At 39.3% G+C, this 17,741-nt stretch carries 17 protein-coding genes; 15 read left to right on the top strand and 2 right to left on the bottom strand.

Going from position 1 to position 17,741, the window contains the following annotated elements:
• The first annotated feature begins 59 nt into the window (after positions 1–59).
• Positions 60–884: a CvfB family protein gene (locus E1176_RS16845; protein WP_155212182.1), complete on the top strand. Its 825-nt coding sequence runs from the start codon at positions 60–62 to the stop codon at positions 882–884.
• Complete coding sequence (locus E1176_RS16840; protein WP_155212180.1) at positions 881–1,273, top strand: hypothetical protein; 393 nt, start codon at positions 881–883, stop codon at positions 1,271–1,273. The genes E1176_RS16845 and E1176_RS16840 overlap by 4 nt, the downstream gene beginning before the upstream one ends.
• Position 1,274: 1 nt before the next feature.
• Here E1176_RS16840 and E1176_RS16835 read toward each other — a convergent pair whose 3' ends face one another.
• Both E1176_RS16835 and E1176_RS16830 read right to left on the bottom strand, forming a co-directional pair.
• Entirely contained in the window at positions 1,275–1,655 is a 381-nt protein-coding gene (locus tag E1176_RS16835) for a hypothetical protein (protein WP_155212179.1), read from the bottom strand.
• A complete protein-coding gene (locus E1176_RS16830; RefSeq protein WP_155212177.1) occupies positions 1,655–2,896 on the bottom strand; it encodes a sterol desaturase family protein in 1,242 nt (413 codons plus the stop codon). Before E1176_RS16830 ends, E1176_RS16835 begins: the two co-directional genes overlap by 1 nt.
• A gap of 172 nt (positions 2,897–3,068) precedes the next feature.
• On the opposite strand from E1176_RS16830, the gene E1176_RS16825 reads away from it, so the two are divergent.
• The 13 genes from E1176_RS16825 to rplT all read left to right on the top strand — a co-directional run bounded on the left by E1176_RS16825 (position 3,069) and on the right by rplT (position 17,559).
• Positions 3,069–3,518, top strand: a complete 450-nt coding sequence (locus tag E1176_RS16825; protein WP_155212175.1) for a hypothetical protein — start codon at positions 3,069–3,071, stop codon at positions 3,516–3,518.
• 188 nt (positions 3,519–3,706) lie between these two features.
• Positions 3,707–5,578: a DNA topoisomerase IV subunit B gene (locus E1176_RS16820; protein ID WP_155212173.1), complete on the top strand. Its 1,872-nt coding sequence runs from the start codon at positions 3,707–3,709 to the stop codon at positions 5,576–5,578.
• Between the two features lie 94 nt (positions 5,579–5,672).
• Positions 5,673–6,284, top strand: coding sequence for a SatD family protein (locus E1176_RS16815; protein ID WP_222933169.1), 612 nt, complete (start codon positions 5,673–5,675; stop codon positions 6,282–6,284).
• Positions 6,274–6,612, top strand: a complete 339-nt coding sequence (locus E1176_RS16810; RefSeq protein ID WP_155212169.1) for a hypothetical protein — start codon at positions 6,274–6,276, stop codon at positions 6,610–6,612. Before E1176_RS16815 ends, E1176_RS16810 begins: the two co-directional genes overlap by 11 nt.
• Positions 6,613–6,649: 37 nt before the next feature.
• On the top strand, positions 6,650–9,319 hold the full coding sequence (locus tag E1176_RS16805; RefSeq protein ID WP_155212167.1) for a DNA gyrase/topoisomerase IV subunit A: 2,670 nt from the start codon (positions 6,650–6,652) through the stop codon (positions 9,317–9,319).
• A 3-nt stretch (positions 9,320–9,322) separates the two neighbouring features.
• Positions 9,323–9,997, top strand: coding sequence for a TrmH family RNA methyltransferase (locus E1176_RS16800; protein ID WP_155212165.1), 675 nt, complete (start codon positions 9,323–9,325; stop codon positions 9,995–9,997).
• A gap of 30 nt (positions 9,998–10,027) precedes the next feature.
• Positions 10,028–10,675, top strand: a complete 648-nt coding sequence (locus E1176_RS16795) for a SanA/YdcF family protein (protein ID WP_155212163.1) — start codon at positions 10,028–10,030, stop codon at positions 10,673–10,675.
• Between the two features lie 8 nt (positions 10,676–10,683).
• Positions 10,684–13,188 carry a DUF5686 family protein gene (locus tag E1176_RS16790; RefSeq protein WP_185152861.1) on the top strand — a complete coding sequence of 835 codons (2,505 nt, stop codon included), beginning with the start codon at positions 10,684–10,686 and terminating at the stop codon, positions 13,186–13,188.
• Between the two features lie 7 nt (positions 13,189–13,195).
• Positions 13,196–14,290 (top strand): tetratricopeptide repeat protein, encoded by a 1,095-nt coding sequence (locus E1176_RS16785; protein WP_155212161.1) that lies wholly within the window; start codon positions 13,196–13,198, stop codon positions 14,288–14,290.
• A 14-nt stretch (positions 14,291–14,304) separates the two neighbouring features.
• Positions 14,305–16,230 carry a threonine--tRNA ligase gene (thrS, locus tag E1176_RS16780; protein WP_155212159.1) on the top strand — a complete coding sequence of 642 codons (1,926 nt, stop codon included), beginning with the start codon at positions 14,305–14,307 and terminating at the stop codon, positions 16,228–16,230.
• Positions 16,231–16,330: 100 nt separating this feature from the next.
• The gene (gene infC, locus E1176_RS16775; protein ID WP_185152862.1) at positions 16,331–16,891 is read left to right on the top strand and encodes a translation initiation factor IF-3; all 561 of its coding nucleotides are present in this window, start codon (positions 16,331–16,333) and stop codon (positions 16,889–16,891) included.
• A gap of 27 nt (positions 16,892–16,918) precedes the next feature.
• Positions 16,919–17,113, top strand: a complete 195-nt coding sequence (gene rpmI, locus E1176_RS16770) for a 50S ribosomal protein L35 (RefSeq protein WP_155212157.1) — start codon at positions 16,919–16,921, stop codon at positions 17,111–17,113.
• Positions 17,114–17,214: 101 nt separating this feature from the next.
• A complete protein-coding gene (rplT, locus tag E1176_RS16765; protein WP_155212156.1) occupies positions 17,215–17,559 on the top strand; it encodes a 50S ribosomal protein L20 in 345 nt (114 codons plus the stop codon).
• Positions 17,560–17,741 lie beyond the last annotated feature (182 nt).

Genomic DNA, 17,741 nt, shown 5'->3' with positions numbered 1-17,741 from the left:
GAGGCACTTAATAACCGGCTTATCCTGTATTGGTTATTTTAATTGATTAAATTGCGGCCATGCAAATAGGACAGTACCACGAGCTAGAAGTTGGCAAAGAAGTAGATTTTGGTTTTTATCTTAATTCTGAAGTTGGAGAGATACTTCTACCCACTAAATATGTGCCGGAAGGGCTTCAGGTAGGAGATAAGATAAATGTGTTTATCTATAGAGATTCTGAAGACAGAATAATTGCTACTACCTTAACACCTTATGCAAAAGTCGATGAATTTGCCGCATTGGAGGTGACGGATACCAGCGATCATGGTGCTTTTATGGAATGGGGACTGGAGAAAGATCTTTTTGTTCCTACAAAAGAGCAGCACGTTCGATTTACCATAGGTAGAAAGCATGTCGTACGCGTTTGTCTTGATCATCGTACGGACCGATTGATTGGTACAGGTAAATTGAGAGCATTTTTTGATTGGGATACCAGTGATTTAGAAGAAGGGCAGGAGGTAGACCTTTTGATATATAACCATACTGAAAAAGGCTATACGGCAGTTGTCAATCAAAGGTATACAGGCCTTATTTATGGAAATGAAGTGTTTGAATCTATTGGCATTGGTGACCAAAAGAAAGGCTTTATCAAGAAAATACGCGAAGATGGCAAGCTTGATCTCACGCTAAATACAACCGGTGTAGCCGCGATTGACGATAATCGTGAGGTCATTTTAGATTTGCTGAAAAAAGAAGGTGGTTTTATGCCCTATCATGATAAATCTGATGCCGATGAGATCACAAAAACATTCAGTATGAGTAAAAAAGCTTTTAAAAAAGCGATTGGTGGTCTTTACAAAGAGAAAGTCATCTCCATTGGTGAGGATGGCATAAAGCTGCTATGAGGGCTGTCTTATGGGTGTTTTCCATTGTTATACTCATCTATCTGGCTGCAGTATCTTTTAAGCAGGACATCACCAATTGGTTGTTTCCAAATATTGTGCGTGTCAATTTTCAAGGCGAGGCACTGCCTCAGCTTACCAACATCAAATGGACATCAGAAGCAGAAAATGATACTATTGTGATTTATGACAATGGTAAGCAGCTGACGCAGTCTTTTAGAGCCAGAGGGTTTAATACTTTCTTGCTCTATTATGACAACAAATTGGTAGACTCGTTTGAGCAATTTAAGAATAACCCAAATTCTCCTCATTATTATGAGTTTCTACTTTATAAACAGCGAGATTCTCTCCTGGTAGATTTAAAAATTAAAGGCGCTGAGGCCGCTCAATGAGTTAAGGTTGATAGTTCATGATTTGGACTTCTTTGGCTAGCCCTGTGGCATTAAACCTGATACTTAGGTAGATGTTTTCATCATCTCCGCTCTCGCAACTGCTATGTGGTGAGATTTGATAGTAGAAAAACTTCTGGCTACGCTTATAGAGTTCGTGTCTGTCTGGTTTGCCGATCAGGGCGGTTATATCGTTTTGATTAAGCCCTTTCAATTCGTCTTTTACATCATAGAGGTTTTCGACCATAGCTGATCTTAAACCATCGCAACCATTGGGGTCACTTTGCCATGTTTCTTCATCGAAATTTTCAAGATCCTTTACTTCAGAGCCACAGCTCATAAGTACTACAAATAATAAGCAGAGGGTATATAAAAATGATTTCACTATTTATTGGCTACTACCGGCTGTTTAGATGTGATAGAAAAATTGATTAAAAACAACCATCCAATTGAAATTACGCCATAGATTATTCCGGCTACTGCATACAAATAGTCCAGGTTATAAAAGTAAACCACGCATACCAAAGCAGATGCAATAGCTACGATTCTTATTTTTTCAAGTACCCAAACCCAGTTTTTCATTTCAAACAGCGCGCCACAATTAGTGATTGTTATTATAATCGACAATACTACAACTATTTGGGCGATGATGTTAAAATTTGCCTGTTGAAACAAGAAAAAAGCAGTGCCGCCAAGTGCAATTATGTATTGGAATAAAACGTATAGGTTGAGTGGTTTTGGTGCGAGACGATTGTATTTAGCGTAGGTTTTTTTATCTACCTCAGGAGCTGCCTGATAGCCGCCCATTTCTTGAGGAAGCCAACCCGGTTTGTAGAACAAAAATTTAAACTTGTCAGACCACGAGTTTATTTTGCCTAACGTGTCCCACATTTTAATGTAGTGGTCCAGGTTTACCCATACGGGGTTCCAGCTATTTACCGGTGTAGTTATACCGTAGGTGGGCCGTTCTTCTTCTTTCTGAAAAGTGCCAAACATTCGGTCCCAAATGATAAATACGCCTGCGTGATTCTTATCGATGTACTTGGGATTTCTGCCATGATGCACACGGTGGTGGGAGGGAGTATTCATAAACCACTCCAGAAAACCCAGCTTATCAATCGTTTCCGTATGAATCCAAAATTGATACACTGTTACCAATGCAGAGACCAGTACAAACGTAACGGGATCGAAACCTACAAAAGCCAGAGGGAGGTAAAAGGCAAAAGTCCATAGAATTTGAAAGGAGCCTTGCCGCAATGCAACAGAAAAATTATAGTCTTCACTTTGATGATGTACCACATGACCACCCCAAAACAGGTTGATCTCATGGCTCATTCTGTGTGCCCAATAGTAGAAGAAGTCGGCTGCTACAAACAATATGATGTAGGTATACCACACATTTGGGATTTCGAAAAGTCGTAAATACTCATAAGCCAAAACATATGCGCCTACTCCTATAACTTTTAAGAAAATGCCCGTTACCTGCTGTGTAATGCCGCAGCTAATATTGGTAATCGCGTCATTTAGCCTGTAAAGCTTCTTTCGTGATAATTGTTGAATGATTAACTCTATACCGATTAGTAGAAAGTAGATAGGTATTGAAAGAATGATAGGGTTAAAATCCATGTTTGATTTGCAGATTGAACAATATAAAATTAATTGAAAACAATCTTATTTGAAAATACTGCACTCGTAGTTAGTTGCTTTACTTTCTTCAACGTGAAAGTAATTAGATGCACTCTTGATTAAATAGTTAGTAATTATGGCATAACTTCGCACACCGAAAGCAAAACGTGATATGGTACTAAGGTTTATAAAATTCGGATGGGTTATTTCTCTTTTGACAAGTTTAGCTACACTGCTTTATGTCTATGCTGGCATCCCGGAACAGGTGGTTTACAGCTTGAGCGACAGTGTGATCAGTAAAGGTGCCATACCGAGAGAAACTTTCTTTTACGTTTCGTTAGCATTTTTGGCAGGCATGAATTTCTTACTCTATGCACTTTCCAGAAACATGCGTTATAGAAATAAGTCAATAAACGAATTGCTACGTAAATGGCAATTGAGCCTGGCAGTTGTTATCAATATTTTCTTTATTGTTATCACCAACTTTATCTTTCTTGTCAACAGTGGAGAAAGCTTCAATTTCAATAATTTTGGTTACCTCATCTACGTAGCACTTGCATTAATTCTAATCTGGATACTTGCGCTGCCTTTTCTAATGATTCGTGCTGCTCGTAAAAATTAGAAGTCAAAATATTTGACTATAAGTAATTGTTATACAGTAAGTTATAATATTACTTGTGAATTTTAACTCTAAAAAAGGTTAAAATTCATTTGTCTGAATTTCTTGAATAAATCTTAATTTTCATGTTTATTCGCTAGGTCGTGCAGGGGCGAAGCCTGCGGTTTGCTAAGTGATTAAAATTTTTTGATATGGCTGTGGAAAATGTAGAATATACCGAAGATAGTATTAGGTCGCTCGATTGGAAAGAGCACATTAGATTAAGGCCTGGTATGTATATCGGTAAACTGGGCGATGGATCTGCTCAGGATGATGGTATCTATGTATTGGTGAAGGAGGTAATCGATAACTGTATCGATGAGCATATGATGGGCCACGGCCGCATCATAGATGTAAAGATCACAGACCATAGGGTAGAAGTAAGAGATTACGGTCGTGGTATACCTTTGGGTAAGGTAGTAGATTGTGTGAGTAAGATCAATACCGGAGGTAAGTACGACAGTGGGGCCTTCCAAAAATCAGTAGGTCTTAATGGTGTGGGTACAAAAGCTGTAAATGCTTTATCAAACTACTTCAAAGTACAGTCATATAGAGGTGGTGAGACCAAAATGGCTGAGTTTAAGCGTGGTGAGGTTGTAAATGACGATAAAATTGTAAAATCAAGCGGAAGAAATGGAACGCTTGTTGTTTTTGAGCCTGATGAAACGATTTTCAAAAACTATCACTTCATACCAGAGTACCTCAACGACCTTTTATGGAACTATGCATTTCTAAATGCTGGACTGACCATAAATTTCAACGGCACAAAATTTCATTCAGAAAATGGCCTCAAAGACCTTTTAGAAAGAAAGACCGAAGCCGATAACCTTCGATATCCGATTATTCACCTCAAAGGTGATGATATCGAAATGGCACTTACGCATACTAATCAATACGGGGAAGAATATTATTCTTTCGTAAACGGACAAAATACTACACATGGTGGTACGCATCTGGCCGCCTATCGTGAGGCGATCGTTAGAACGGTACGCGATTTTTATGGAAAGAATTTTGATGCGACCGATGTGAGGGCATCAATCGTTGGCTCAATAGCAGTACGTGTACAGGAGCCTGTTTTTGAGTCGCAAACCAAGACAAAATTAGGATCTCAAAATGTTGGGCCAGACGGACCTACCATGAGAACGTTTGTCAATGATTTTGTCAAAAAGGAATTAGATAACTTTTTACATAGAAATTCAGAGATAGCCGAGGCGCTTCATAAGCGGATTTTGCAGTCTGAACGCGAACGTAAAGAGATAGCCGGAGTAAAGAAACTTGCCAACGAAAGGGCTAAAAAAGCCAATTTACATAACAAGAAACTCAGAGACTGCCGCTTGCACTATAACGACAACAAGGGCGATAGAAAAGAGGAAACCATGATTTTCATCACTGAGGGTGACTCAGCGAGTGGTTCTATCACCAAGTCGAGAGATGTGCAGACACAAGCAGTTTTTAGCTTAAGAGGTAAGCCACTCAACTGCTTCAACCTTACCAAGAAGGTGGTCTACGAAAACGAGGAATTTAATTTACTTCAGCACGCACTAAATATAGAAGATGGTATTGAAGGTTTGCGCTACCGCAAGATTGTGATTGCTACAGATGCCGATGTTGATGGTATGCACATTAGGTTATTGCTACTCACTTTCTTCCTACAATTCTTTCCAGACCTGATTAAACAAGGCCATGTTTATATACTGGATACTCCGCTTTTTAGGGTAAGGAATAAAAAGGAAACGATCTACTGCTACTCAGATCAGGAACGTAGAGCTGCTATTGACAAAATTGGCGCTAAAGCTGAAATTACCCGATTCAAAGGATTGGGGGAGATTTCTCCCGAGGAGTTTGGGAATTTTATTGGTGAAGACATAAGACTTGACCCAATTATTCTTAATAAAGATACTACTATCAACAAACTATTGACTTTTTACATGGGTAAAAATACACCCGATCGTCAGGAGTTTATTGTAAATAACCTGAAGGTAGAAAAAGACCTTGAGAAAGAGTTGAAAGATACAGCGGCCTAATTGTAGTTTAAATGCAAAACTGTAGTAATTGTAATTTTATTGCAATAATTATATATTTGTAATATATTTACAATAAATGAAGGCTTTTATCATCATGGCGGATATCATCTCGAGTTCAGCACACAATGGGCAGGAACTTATGGGTGATTTTAAAAAAATTGTAAAAGACGTTAACAGCCGTTATAACAAGGAGATTATTTCTCCACTGACTATCACACTTGGTGATGAGTTTCAGGGTGTGGTAAGTGATCTGATGGCAGCTGTTCAAATAATATTTGCGCTGGATGAAAAATTATTAAAGAATGACAATGATTTTAACCTGCGCTACATCGTCAATTACGGAGAAATAGATACAGAGATCAATAAAAAAATAGCTCACGAGATGCTGGGTGAAGGGCTGACTAAAGCTCGTAAGGGGCTTGAGCAAATGAAGTCAGAAGATCGTGAGACATTGATTATGGGTATCGAAGATTCTAAGTTAACTAAGCTGAATTTAGCTTTGCAGCTTTATCGGTCGATATACAATGATTGGCATAAAAAGGACCGCCAGTTGGTTTTCGATTTTCTACAAATGGATGATTATAAGAAACTGGCCGAAAAATATAGTAAAGACCCATCATCGATGTGGCGCAAGAGAAGGAGTTTGAAGATTGAGGATTTTAAGAGATCAAAAACATTAATTGAATTAATCGCTAATGAATCATAACGTGTTTATCTGCATCGGGTTTATTGCGCTTATCGAACTACTGGCGATATTGGTATTTAAGCTACTTTCCAAATTAAACGGGAAAGGTAAGAAGGGGAATAAAGTAGACTTTAGAAGTGTGATCAAAGGAATGGCAGAGCGTGGTTTTATTGCTTTTGCTTTATTAAGCAGCTTGCCTCAGGCGCTTACCGTATTTGCAGCACTTAAAATTGCAACAAGAATTAAAGAAGAAAATAAAATATCTAACGACTTCTACCTCATTGGTAATTTGCTCTCAATTGTGATGGCAATTGTGCATGTGAAGTTAATAGAATATTTTTTATCATGATTTTTACACCATCAGGTGTTTTACTTTTTGATTAAACATGGCAGAAGAGAACAAAGAGAACACAAACGGCAAAGCACAACACGAAGATGAAGAAGTAATACATGACGTTACTCCCGTTTCGGGCATGTATCAAAATTGGTTTCTCGATTATGCTTCTTATGTAATTCTGGAGCGTGCGGTACCCGCTGTAGAGGATGGCTTTAAGCCGGTGCAAAGAAGGATTATGCACGCGCTTAAGGAAATGGACGATGGTCGATTTAATAAGGTGGCAAACGTTATAGGTCAGACCATGCAATATCACCCTCATGGTGATGCGTCTATTGGGGATGCTATGGTAAATATTGGGCAAAAAGACCTGTTAATAGAGACTCAGGGAAACTGGGGCGATATCCGAACGGGAGACAGTGCTGCAGCCCCTCGTTATATAGAGGCAAGGCTCAGCAAGTTTGCACTTGATGTGGTATACAACCCTCAGACTACAGAATGGCAGCTTTCTTATGATGGTAGAAAGAAAGAGCCAGTAACACTTCCTGTAAAATTTCCATTATTACTAGCCCAGGGTGTAGAAGGTATTGCTGTTGGTTTAAGCACGAAAATATTACCACACAACTTCTGTGAGCTCATCAAGGGTTCTATAGATGTTTTAAAAGGTAAGAAACCTAAGCTATACCCAGACTTCCCAACAGGGGGTATGGCAGATTTTTCTGAGTACAATGAAGGACTTAGAGGTGGTAAAATTAAGGTAAGAGCCAAAATTGAGGAGTACGATAAGAAAACGCTTGTTATCAAAGACATACCGTTTGGTACTACCACCACCAGTTTGATCGACTCCATCATCAAGGCCAATGATAAAGGTAAAATTAAAATAAAGCAGGTAATAGATAACACGGCTAAGGATATCGAAATACTGGTTTCTTTGGCACCGGGTCAATCACCGGATATTACAATTGATGCGTTGTATGCCTTTACAGATTGTGAGGTAAGTATCTCACCAAATGCCTGTGTCATTATCGATGATAAGCCTCATTTTATAGGTGTAAATGAGATGCTTAAGCTCAGTACAGAACAGACGGTTGACCTGCTTACTCAGGAGCTTGAAATTAAAAAGGCTGAGTTGATGGAGAAGATATTGTTTTCTTCTCTTGAGAAAATATTTATCGAAAACAGGATCTATCGCGACATTGAAGAATGTGAAACCTGGGAAGCTGTAATTAAAACGATAGATAAAGGTTTAGACCCATTCAAAGAGCAATTTTATAGAGAAATCACCGAGGAAGACATCGTAAAGCTAACGGAAATTAAGATTAAGAGAATTTCCAAATTTGATACTTTCAAGGCAGATGAGTTACTTAAAAAGCTTCAGGACGAGTTAGCAGAGACAGAGCATCACCTGGCGAATATTGTAGACTTTGCAATTGCTTATTTTTCACACCTTCTGGAAAAGTATGGCAAAGGAAGAGAGAGAAAGACAGAAATAAAGTCATTTGAGTCTATCGACACGACTATTGTAGCGGCAAACAACCAAAAACTATATGTTAATAGAAAAGACGGATTCGTTGGCTATGGCCTTAAAAAAGATGAATTCGTTACTGATTGCTCTGATTTAGATGATATCATAGTCATCAGAAGAGATGGTAAATGCATGGTTTCACGCATTTCTGACAAGCTCTTTATGGGTAAAGACATTCTACATGTTGGTGTTTGGAAGAAAGGCGATGAGCGCATGACCTATAACCTCATTTATGTAGATGGTAAAACCGGCCGCTCTATGGCTAAGCGTTTCAATGTAAAAGCCATTACCAGGGATAAGGAGTATGATTTAACTAAGGGCAATGCTAACTCCAGAGTGCATTATCTAACAGCCAACCCTAATGGAGAGGCAGAGTTGGTTACAGTTAAACTCACATCAGGAGCTAAGGCCAGAAAGAAGGTTTTTGAATTTGATTTTGCCGATCTCGACATCAAGGGAAGAGGAGCAGGCGGAAATATTGTAACCAAATACCCGGTGAGAAAGATCGAGTTAAAAGCTGAGGGTGTCTCTACACTGAGCGGACTAGACCTTTGGTATGATACCTCAATTGGTCGACTAAATCGGGAAGAAAGAGGTAAATACCTCGGTAAATTTAATGGAGAAGATAATGTCCTGGTCATATACAAGGATGGCAGTTATGAGTTGACAAGCTATGAGCTTACCAATCGTTACGATCCATCTAAAATCGTACTGATAGAGCGATTTGATCCTGAAACAGTGATTTCTACCGTGTATTACGATGGTGATAGTAAAAACTACTACATCAAGCGTTTTAAAATTGAAACTACATCCATAGACAAGAAGTTTGAGTTTATCAGTGAAGCTTCAGGTTCTAAACTGGTAGTTGTGTCTACGTCTAAAAACCCACATATTGAAGTTGAAGTAGTAAAAGGTAAGGGTAAGGAGAAGGAAACAGAAAAACTGGCCATGCAGGCGCTCATAGATGTGAAAGGTTGGAAGGCGATGGGTAACAGGCTTTCTCAACACAGTGTAAAGAAAGTGCAGTTAGTAGAACCAGACCCTGAAGAAGTTGCACCTGAAGAGAGTGATTCAGGTGAGGCAAATGACAACCCATCTACCGAAAAAGGTAAGGAAGCACCTAAGTCTGCCGACAGTAAGAAGGACAAAGAAGGTGGAGATTTTGGAGTAGGAGCAACTATAGAGCTTGATTTTTAATCAATGAAGTCTGAGGATGACAAGGTGCTCGACTACCTGAAAGGATATGTGAGCGAGCATAAACAGCAACTGATTGACAGTGTCCTGGACAAACGAACAAGGCATGTCACAGTTTTGCTAGAAGATATCTATCAGCCGCAAAATGCCAGTGCTGTTATTAGAACAGCAGATTGCTTTGGCCTCCAGGATGTCCATATCCTTGAGAAGAAACATAAGTTTAAAATAAACCCCAGGGTAGTGCATGGCTCTTCTAAATGGGTAGATGTGCATCGCTACGATACTTGTGCCAACAGTCACCAGGTCTGTTTAGACAGACTCAAAAACGAGGGTTACAAACTTTTGGCCACTGTGCCGGATCCTAATGCTCAGTCAATTCATGATATAAGTATAGACGAAAAATTTGCATTGGTATTTGGTACAGAAATGACCGGTATCACAGATGAAATGAGGGAGGAAGTAGATGGTTTTGTGACAATTCCCATGTACGGTTTTACCGAAAGCTTCAACATATCTGTAAGTGTCGCACTGGCATTAAATACCGTAGTTGAGAAACTTTTTTCTTCAAATGTCGATTGGAAATTAAATGAAGAGGAGAAATCGGTGCTAAGATTACAGTGGTACAGGAAAATTGTGAATCGATCAGATCTTTTAGAGAAACAATTTTTAAAATCCTTGTAAGGATTAGGATTAATCTTCGTTTACTTGTCTATGGGTTTATTTGGTTGGTTTTTAAAAGCAACAGCAACTGTTGCCATAGCGGGATTAGTATTTGTGCTCGTCAGCAATCTATGGATTTATATGAGCACCCGGGATGCTGTGTATGATTCCATAGAAGAGGCCCCTCAAACTGATATAGCGCTAGTTTTAGGTACCAGCCCAAAATTGATGACCGGTGAACCCAATCCATTTTTTCACGAACGTATTAAAATAGCCGCTAAATTGCTCAAAATGGGTAAGGTTAAGCACATCATTGTGAGTGGCGATAACCAAACCAAATATTACAACGAGCCTATAAAAATGTATAATGCGCTGCTGGAACTCGGGGTGCCAAAAGATAAAATTGATTTAGATTATGCAGGACTCCGAACCCTGGATTCGATTGTCCGTTGTAAGGAAATATTCGGACAGGATAACATCACAATTATTACGCAACCATTTCATAGTTATAGAGCCTTGTTTATCAGTGATTACTACGATATAAAAGCAATTTCGCTTTCTGAAACCAACATACCTTCAGATTTCTCATACAAAGTAAAAGCAAGGGAATATCTTGCGCGTGCTCTTGCAGTGTTAGACCTTTATCTATTTCATAGAGAACCCAAATATTTAGGCAAAAAAGAAACCATTAGTATCTAAATCTTCTTGTGAAAACAACCCCATACCTACAATTAGTTGTCGTTTTGTTGGCTTTGGTTGGGCAAGTGGCTTTTGCTCAACAGACAGTTATAACTGGTAAAGTAACCGATGCAAACACAGGTGATCCTGTGCCATTTGCCAATGTCGTCTTTGCTGGCACCACTAACGGAACTACCACCGATTTTGATGGTCGCTATACGATTCAGACTAATCAGACAGTAGACTCTGTGAGAGCATCTTACGTGGGCTACATCACCAAAACAAAGGCAATTGAATCAGGCGTCTCACAAATCATAGACTTTCAATTAGAGGAAGATGTAATAAGTCTTCAGGAGGTGGTTTTTGTAGCTGGAGAAAACCCTGCCTTCGAAATAATGCGCAACGTGATTGCCAACAAAGACAATAACAACAAAAGATCTCTGGAAGCTTACGAGTACGAAACCTACACAAAAATAGAAATCGATGTAGACAACATCACCGATAAGTTTAGAAATAAGAAGATCATGCGCAAGATCACTAGTGTACTTGATAGCGTAGATCGTATCGCAGGTGAAGATGGCAAGCCCATATTGCCAATTTTCATTTCTGAATCTTTGTCTGAGTATCATTTTAGAAATAACCCTAAACTGCAGCATGAGAAAATCCTGAAAACAAAAATCACAGGTGTGGGAGTCGAAGATGGTACGCTCGTGGCGCAGTTTATAGGTTCATCCTTTCAGGAGTATAATTTTTACCAAAACTGGCTAAATATAGTAGGTAAAGAGTTTGTGTCGCCTGTAGCAGATGGCTGGAAGCTGTATTACGAATATGACCTTACAGATAGTGCTTTTGTGGGAGACCACTTTTGCTACCAATTAGACTTTTTTCCTAAAAGCGATCAGGACCTGGCCTTTAAGGGCACCATGTGGATTACAAAAGATGGATATGCCATAAAACAAATGGATGCCACAGTAGCACCAAATGCCAACCTGAATTATGTAGAAAAAATTAAGATACAGCAAGAGCTGGAACCTACTGATGCAGGCCCATGGATCCCTTCAAAAAATAGAGTGCTGCTCGATATTGGTGAGGTAACGGATAATATGGCAGGTGTTTTAGCTAAATTCTATACCTCGAATAAAAACATAAAAGTAAATCAGCCCCAGGATCAGAAGTTTTATGCCAGACCTATTGAGGTAGCAGAAGATTTTAAAGTAGGTAGTAATGATGATTACTGGAACAGCCACAGACATGAGCCCCTCTCTGATACTGAAATAAGCGTTTACAACATGATTGATACGCTTAAAAATATTCCGGTGGTAAAGACCTACACGGAAATACTGAAAATAGCGATCAATGGATACTTCAAAGCCGGGCCTATTGATGTTGGTCCTTACTTATCAGTTTATGCTAATAACACGATAGAGGGTAATCGATTTCAATTGGGAGGACGTACCAATATAGACTTTAGCAATCGTTGGGTTTTTGGTGGTTACCTAGCTTACGGTACAGAAGATGATAGATATAAGTATCAAGGCCGCGTACGCTACATTGCTTCGAGAGATATCTGGACAACCATTGATTTGCAGTATACCAATGACATAGATCAGGTAGGCCTGGCGGCCGAAGATTTATTAGGTAATAGTATTTTTCTTACGGCAACAAGATTTGGAGAACTTGTAAGACCATATTACTATGAGCAAGGTAAAGTCTCATTTCAGCGCCAATTATTTAAAGGTTACAGACAAACCATTTCGGGCAGGTATAGAAGCTTTAAACCATTATTCAACTTTGCCTACTATGAGAATCCTGAAACCACCGATGGGCCAATCAGCGATGATATTGAAACAGCAGAAGTGACAGTAGAAGCCAGGTATGCCAAGGATGAAGTTTTTGTGCAAAACGACAATGACCGTATCAGTCTTGGAACTTTAAAATGGCCAATTTTCACGCTTCGGTATACCCGGGGTATCGCAGGTATTTTAGGTAGCGAGTTTAATTACAACAAAGTAAGTTTAAACATCCAGAAAGATGTAAAAATGGGCTTCTTTGGCACTTCCAGTGTGTCCCTCACCGGGGAGTATATTTTTGAAACCTTACCATACCCGTTATTGAAGGCCCATATCGGAAATGAATCTATGTTTTACACCACTGCAGCTTACAATCTGATGAATTTCTCTGAATTCGTGAGTGATCGATATGTGGAGTTACGGTACTTGCATAGATTCCAGGGATTCATTCTCAATAGAATACCTCTCATGAAAAAGTTGAAATGGCGCCTGATAGCAAGTGCCGATGTTGTGTACGGCAGGTTGAGTGAAGAAAATCAAAATATATTGTCACCAGTAGATTTAAATGGGAACCCTACAGATCCTATCGGTTTTTTTGATGATAGACCTTATGTAGAAGTGGGCTACGGAGTAGAAAACGTTTTTAAGGTTCTATGGATAGAGTTTTTTCATAGACTCACCTTTCTCGACAAGCCAGATGTTAACAATTTTGGTGTGAAACTTAGTTTTCAATTCATACTTTAGTGTTTACATGAAAGTATTACCCATTTTTATTTTACAGTTATTTCTGGTGGCTTGTGTCCAGCATTCGAGAGATGAGATGATAGAGGCATCTCTACAGATAGACGCTGATGAAACATTAGAGTATCTAAATGATCTGAACGAAGAGCAGCGCGGAGCTTCCTTCTACTACCAGCGAGCCAAAGTTTACGAACAGCTGTTGAAATACTCAGAGGCTCAGGCAGATATTGAAAAGGCAATTGATCTGGAGCCTTCTGTAATGAGTTATTTTTTGTTGAAGGGGAAAATAGAGCAACAGCTAAACAGACCTGAAAAAGCGATAGAAAGTTTGTTGGTGGCAGAAAAGCTCGGTGCTAAAGATCAAATCCTTTTTGAAATTTTAGCCGCAGAGTATTTACAGATAGGAGAGCCAAAAAAGGCATTGGCGGCTGTCAATCGATTGATGAGCATGCGTACGGATGCAAAAAGCAGCGCCTTAAAAGGGGATGTTTACCTGGCAATATCTGACACGGCTCAAGCCATAAAATTCTACAAGAGTGCTTTAAGTATCAACAAATCAAACAGGCCGGTTACATTACAGCTTGCAGGGATCTATAAATATAGAAATGAAATGCAACTGGCAGGAGAGGTGCTAAACAATTACCTGTCTGCCGATAGCAATGACCTCGAAATATTACTACAGAAAAGCCGATTGCTAAAAGATACCGAGCAGTATGATAGTGCAGCTCAGCTGTATAGGCAAATTTTGGCTAAAGACTCTACTAACCAAATCATTTATTACGAGTTGTCTAATACCTATTACATCAATTTTGGTTACGATTCTGCTCAATATTTTGCCAGCAAGGCACTGGCCCTTGATAGTAATCTCCTGGAAGCTAAGATGGTGAGAGCCCGAGTGCTTGATAAGCGCAGAAGATATCAGGAAGCCATCGGGGTTTATGAAGGTATTCTCTCTCAGGATTCTACCTACAATTTAGCCAGGCAGGAGTTAGACAAATTGAAAAGAAAAGTTGCATATTTGTGGCAATTGGAGCAGCAAAAGCAGAAAGATTCTGTAGTCAATAATCAACCTCCAACGATAGAAAAGAAGAATATAGATAATTAGAATATTTAGTTTTAATGATTAAAATTACCCTTCCGGACGGAACAGTAAAAGAGTTTGAAAAAGGAGCGACAGGTCTTGATGTTGCCATGAGTATAAGTGAAGGGCTAGCTCGTAATGTGCTGGCTGCCAAGGTAGATGGCGAGGTATGGGATGCGACCAGACCTATCGAAAAAGATGCCACCGTACAGCTACTCACCTGGAATGATGACGAAGGGAAAAACACATTTTGGCATTCTTCAGCTCACTTGCTGGCAGAGGCTTTGGAAGAGCTCTATCCGGGCGTAAAGTTTGGAATAGGACCTCCCATCGCAAATGGTTTTTATTACGATATAGATTTAGGAGATAAAGAGTTTGGTGAAGACGACCTGCAAAAGGTTGAAAACAAAATGACCGAGCTTGCTCGTCAGAAAAACGAATATCAGCGATCTGAAATCAGTAAAGACGAGGCACTAAAATATTATAAAGAAAAAGGTGACGAATATAAGCTAGAGCTCATCGATGACCTTGAAGATGGGTCGATCACATTCTATAATCAGGGAAATTTTACAGATTTATGTAGAGGGCCACATATTCCACATACCGGGTTTATCAAAGCGATAAAGTTACTCAATGTAGCTGGAGCCTACTGGCGCGGAGATGAAAAGAGAAAGCAACTTACCCGTATTTATGGTGTTTCATTCCCTAAGCAGAAAGAGCTTAAGGAACATTTAGAAAGACTTGAAGAAGCTAAAAAGCGTGACCATAGAAAGCTGGGCAGAGAGCTCGAGCTATTCACTTTTTCAGAAAAAGTAGGCATGGGTCTTCCGCTTTGGCTGCCAAAAGGAACGTTACTTAGAGAGCGTCTGGAAAACTTCATGCGTAGAGCTCAAATTAAAGCAGGTTATGATCCTGTGGTTACACCTCACATTGGCTCCAAGGCACTTTATGAAACATCCGGACATTACGAAAAATATGGTGAGGATTCATTTCAGCCTATAGCTACACCACACGAAGGGGAGGAGTTCTTATTGAAACCAATGAACTGCCCTCACCATTGTGAGATATATAATTCTAAGCCGAGATCATACAGAGATCTTCCGGTAAGATTGGCAGAGTTTGGAACTGTTTACCGATACGAACAAAGCGGTGAGCTACATGGTCTTACCAGAGTAAGAGGTTTCACTCAGGATGATGCCCATATTTTCTGCCGACCAGATCAGGTAAAAGAAGAGTTTATAAAAGTAATTGATCTTGTATTATATGTTTTTGAGGCGCTAGGTTTCGAAAATTATACAGCACAGGTTTCATTGAGAGACCCTGAGAACAAGTCGAAGTACATTGGTAGAGATGAACTGTGGGAAAAGGCAGAGCGTGAAATACAGGAAGCAGCTGATGAAAAAGGCCTAACAACCGTTACTGAACTGGGTGAAGCAGCCTTTTATGGTCCGAAACTCGACTTTATGGTAAAAGATGCTTTGGGTAGAAGCTGGCAGCTCGGTACGATACAAGTAGACTATAACTTACCAGAGAGATTTGAGCTTGAGTATACAGGAGCAGATAACAATAAACACAGACCTGTGATGATTCACAGGGCACCTTTTGGCTCACTGGAACGCTTCGTAGCTGTACTTATTGAGCACTGTGGTGGTAATTTTCCGTTGTGGTTGGCTCCTGATCAAATTGCGATACTTCCTATCTCTGAAAAATACCATGACTATGCGGAAGAATTGAAAAATAATCTAAACGAAAATGATATACGTGGGTTTATAGATAATAGAGACGAGAAGATAGGGCGTAAGATTAGAGATGCAGAAGTAAAAAAGGTGCCTTATATGCTCATAGTCGGTGAAAAGGAACGTGATGAAGAGAAAGTTTCTGTGCGTAGACACGGAGAAGGAGATATCGGAAGTATGGCCGTGAGTGACTTCATCAGCCATTTTGCAGAGGCAAGTGGAGTATAATTTGATTTAATATATTTTCAATAAATAATACAGTTTTGAATATCGAAAAATTAAAGCGATATTTGCAACCTGTTTTTTCTAACTAAACAAGGAGGTAAAAATTAGTAAACAACGATTTAAAAGAAGGGGTTATCGAGGGAGAGTAGAAGAACCCTATCGAGTAAACGAAAAAATACGTACATCCAAGGTGAGAGTCGTGGGTGAAAATGTAAAAGTAGACGTTTACCCTATCGAGCAGGCACTTAAAATGGCTAAAGAGCAAAATCTTGATTTGGTTGAGATTTCTCCGAAGGCAGATCCGCCTGTTTGTAAAATTATAGACTACTCTAAGTTTAAATACGAGCAGAAGAAAAAACAGAAGGAGATAAAAGCCAAAGCTCAAAAGACGGTGATTAAAGAGATCCGTTTTGGGCCTAACACAGAGGAGCACGATTTTAACTTTAAGTTAAATCATGCTATTAACTTCTTGAAGGACGGAGCCAAGGTAAAAGCTTATGTACATTTTGTGGGTAGAACCATTGTGTTTAAAGAGCGCGGTGAGATTTTATTACTTAAGTTTGCACAAGCTGTTGAGGAGTACGGTAAAGTGGAGCAGCTACCTAAATTAGAAGGTAAGCGAATGACCATGTTTATCGCGCCAAAACCTCAGAAAAAGAAGTAAGAATACAGATCGACAAATAATAGATAAATGCCAAAAGTAAAAGTAAAATCAGGAGCGAAGAAGAGATTTAAGCTGACTGGTAGTGGTAAAATAAAAAGAAAGCACGCTTTCAAAAGCCACATCCTGACTAAGAAGGAGACCAAGCAGAAGAGAAATCTTACTAAAATGGCGTTAGTTCATAAATCAGATGAGCCTAACGTAAAAGACATGCTTAACTTATAAGCAAAACTAGTAATACTAGGTTTTATTAAATTTTTAACCCGGTTATTAGGCTTTAAAGTATCTCAATTTCGAGGACGCCTCTAACCAAAACAAATTAAGAAATGCCAAGATCAGTAAATCACGTAGCGTCAAGAGCGCGTAGAAAAAAAATACTTAAGGCCGCAAAAGGTTATTGGGGCAGAAGAAGTAACGTTTGGACGGTAGCGAAAAATGCCGTTGAAAAAGGTTTAACTTACGCTTACAGAGATAGAAAAGCGAAGAAAAGAGACTTTAGAAAATTGTGGATTCAGAGAATCAATGCAGGTGCAAGAATGCACGGCATGTCTTATTCACAATTTATGGGTAATATCAAAAAGTCAAACATCGATCTTAACAGAAAAGTGTTAGCAGACTTAGCGATGAACCACCCGGAAGCATTCGCTGAAATCGTAAAGAAAGTAAAGTAAGTTTTTAACCTACGATCTGTATTAATGAAAACCCTGTCACGTAAGTGGCGGGGTTTTTTGTTTCAATCCTCTGCAAGATTTAGTTAAAACTTTACTAACCCTCGATGGCTTAATAAAGTATGAAAACGGACAACACCTTTAATCTTAGGTGGCGTCATCCCTGCGCAGGTTGGGATCTCATG

This window comes from Fulvivirga aurantia (genome assembly GCF_009711475.1).
In the GTDB taxonomy this organism is placed as follows: domain Bacteria; phylum Bacteroidota; class Bacteroidia; order Cytophagales; family Cyclobacteriaceae; genus Fulvivirga; species Fulvivirga aurantia.
The sequence above is the reverse complement of the archived record's forward strand: the minus strand, read 5'-3'. Positions and strand labels throughout refer to the sequence as shown.

What these genes read in the sequence shown, in the direction of transcription:
- E1176_RS16830 (WP_155212177.1), bottom strand. Translation starts at nt 2,896, where the DNA reads ATGGATTTTAACCCTATCATTCTTTCAATACCTATCTACTTTCTACTA.
- E1176_RS16840 (WP_155212180.1), top strand. Translation starts at nt 881, where the DNA reads ATGAGGGCTGTCTTATGGGTGTTTTCCATTGTTATACTCATCTATCTG.
- rplT (WP_155212156.1), top strand. Translation starts at nt 17,215, where the DNA reads ATGCCAAGATCAGTAAATCACGTAGCGTCAAGAGCGCGTAGAAAAAAA.
- E1176_RS16825 (WP_155212175.1), top strand. Translation starts at nt 3,069, where the DNA reads ATGGTACTAAGGTTTATAAAATTCGGATGGGTTATTTCTCTTTTGACA.
- E1176_RS16815 (WP_222933169.1), top strand. Translation starts at nt 5,673, where the DNA reads ATGGCGGATATCATCTCGAGTTCAGCACACAATGGGCAGGAACTTATG.
- E1176_RS16820 (WP_155212173.1), top strand. Translation starts at nt 3,707, where the DNA reads ATGGCTGTGGAAAATGTAGAATATACCGAAGATAGTATTAGGTCGCTC.
- E1176_RS16795 (WP_155212163.1), top strand. Translation starts at nt 10,028, where the DNA reads ATGGGTTTATTTGGTTGGTTTTTAAAAGCAACAGCAACTGTTGCCATA.
- E1176_RS16805 (WP_155212167.1), top strand. Translation starts at nt 6,650, where the DNA reads ATGGCAGAAGAGAACAAAGAGAACACAAACGGCAAAGCACAACACGAA.
- E1176_RS16810 (WP_155212169.1), top strand. Translation starts at nt 6,274, where the DNA reads ATGAATCATAACGTGTTTATCTGCATCGGGTTTATTGCGCTTATCGAA.
- E1176_RS16800 (WP_155212165.1), top strand. Translation starts at nt 9,323, where the DNA reads ATGAAGTCTGAGGATGACAAGGTGCTCGACTACCTGAAAGGATATGTG.
- rpmI (WP_155212157.1), top strand. Translation starts at nt 16,919, where the DNA reads ATGCCAAAAGTAAAAGTAAAATCAGGAGCGAAGAAGAGATTTAAGCTG.
- E1176_RS16845 (WP_155212182.1), top strand. Translation starts at nt 60, where the DNA reads ATGCAAATAGGACAGTACCACGAGCTAGAAGTTGGCAAAGAAGTAGAT.
- E1176_RS16785 (WP_155212161.1), top strand. Translation starts at nt 13,196, where the DNA reads ATGAAAGTATTACCCATTTTTATTTTACAGTTATTTCTGGTGGCTTGT.
- thrS (WP_155212159.1), top strand. Translation starts at nt 14,305, where the DNA reads ATGATTAAAATTACCCTTCCGGACGGAACAGTAAAAGAGTTTGAAAAA.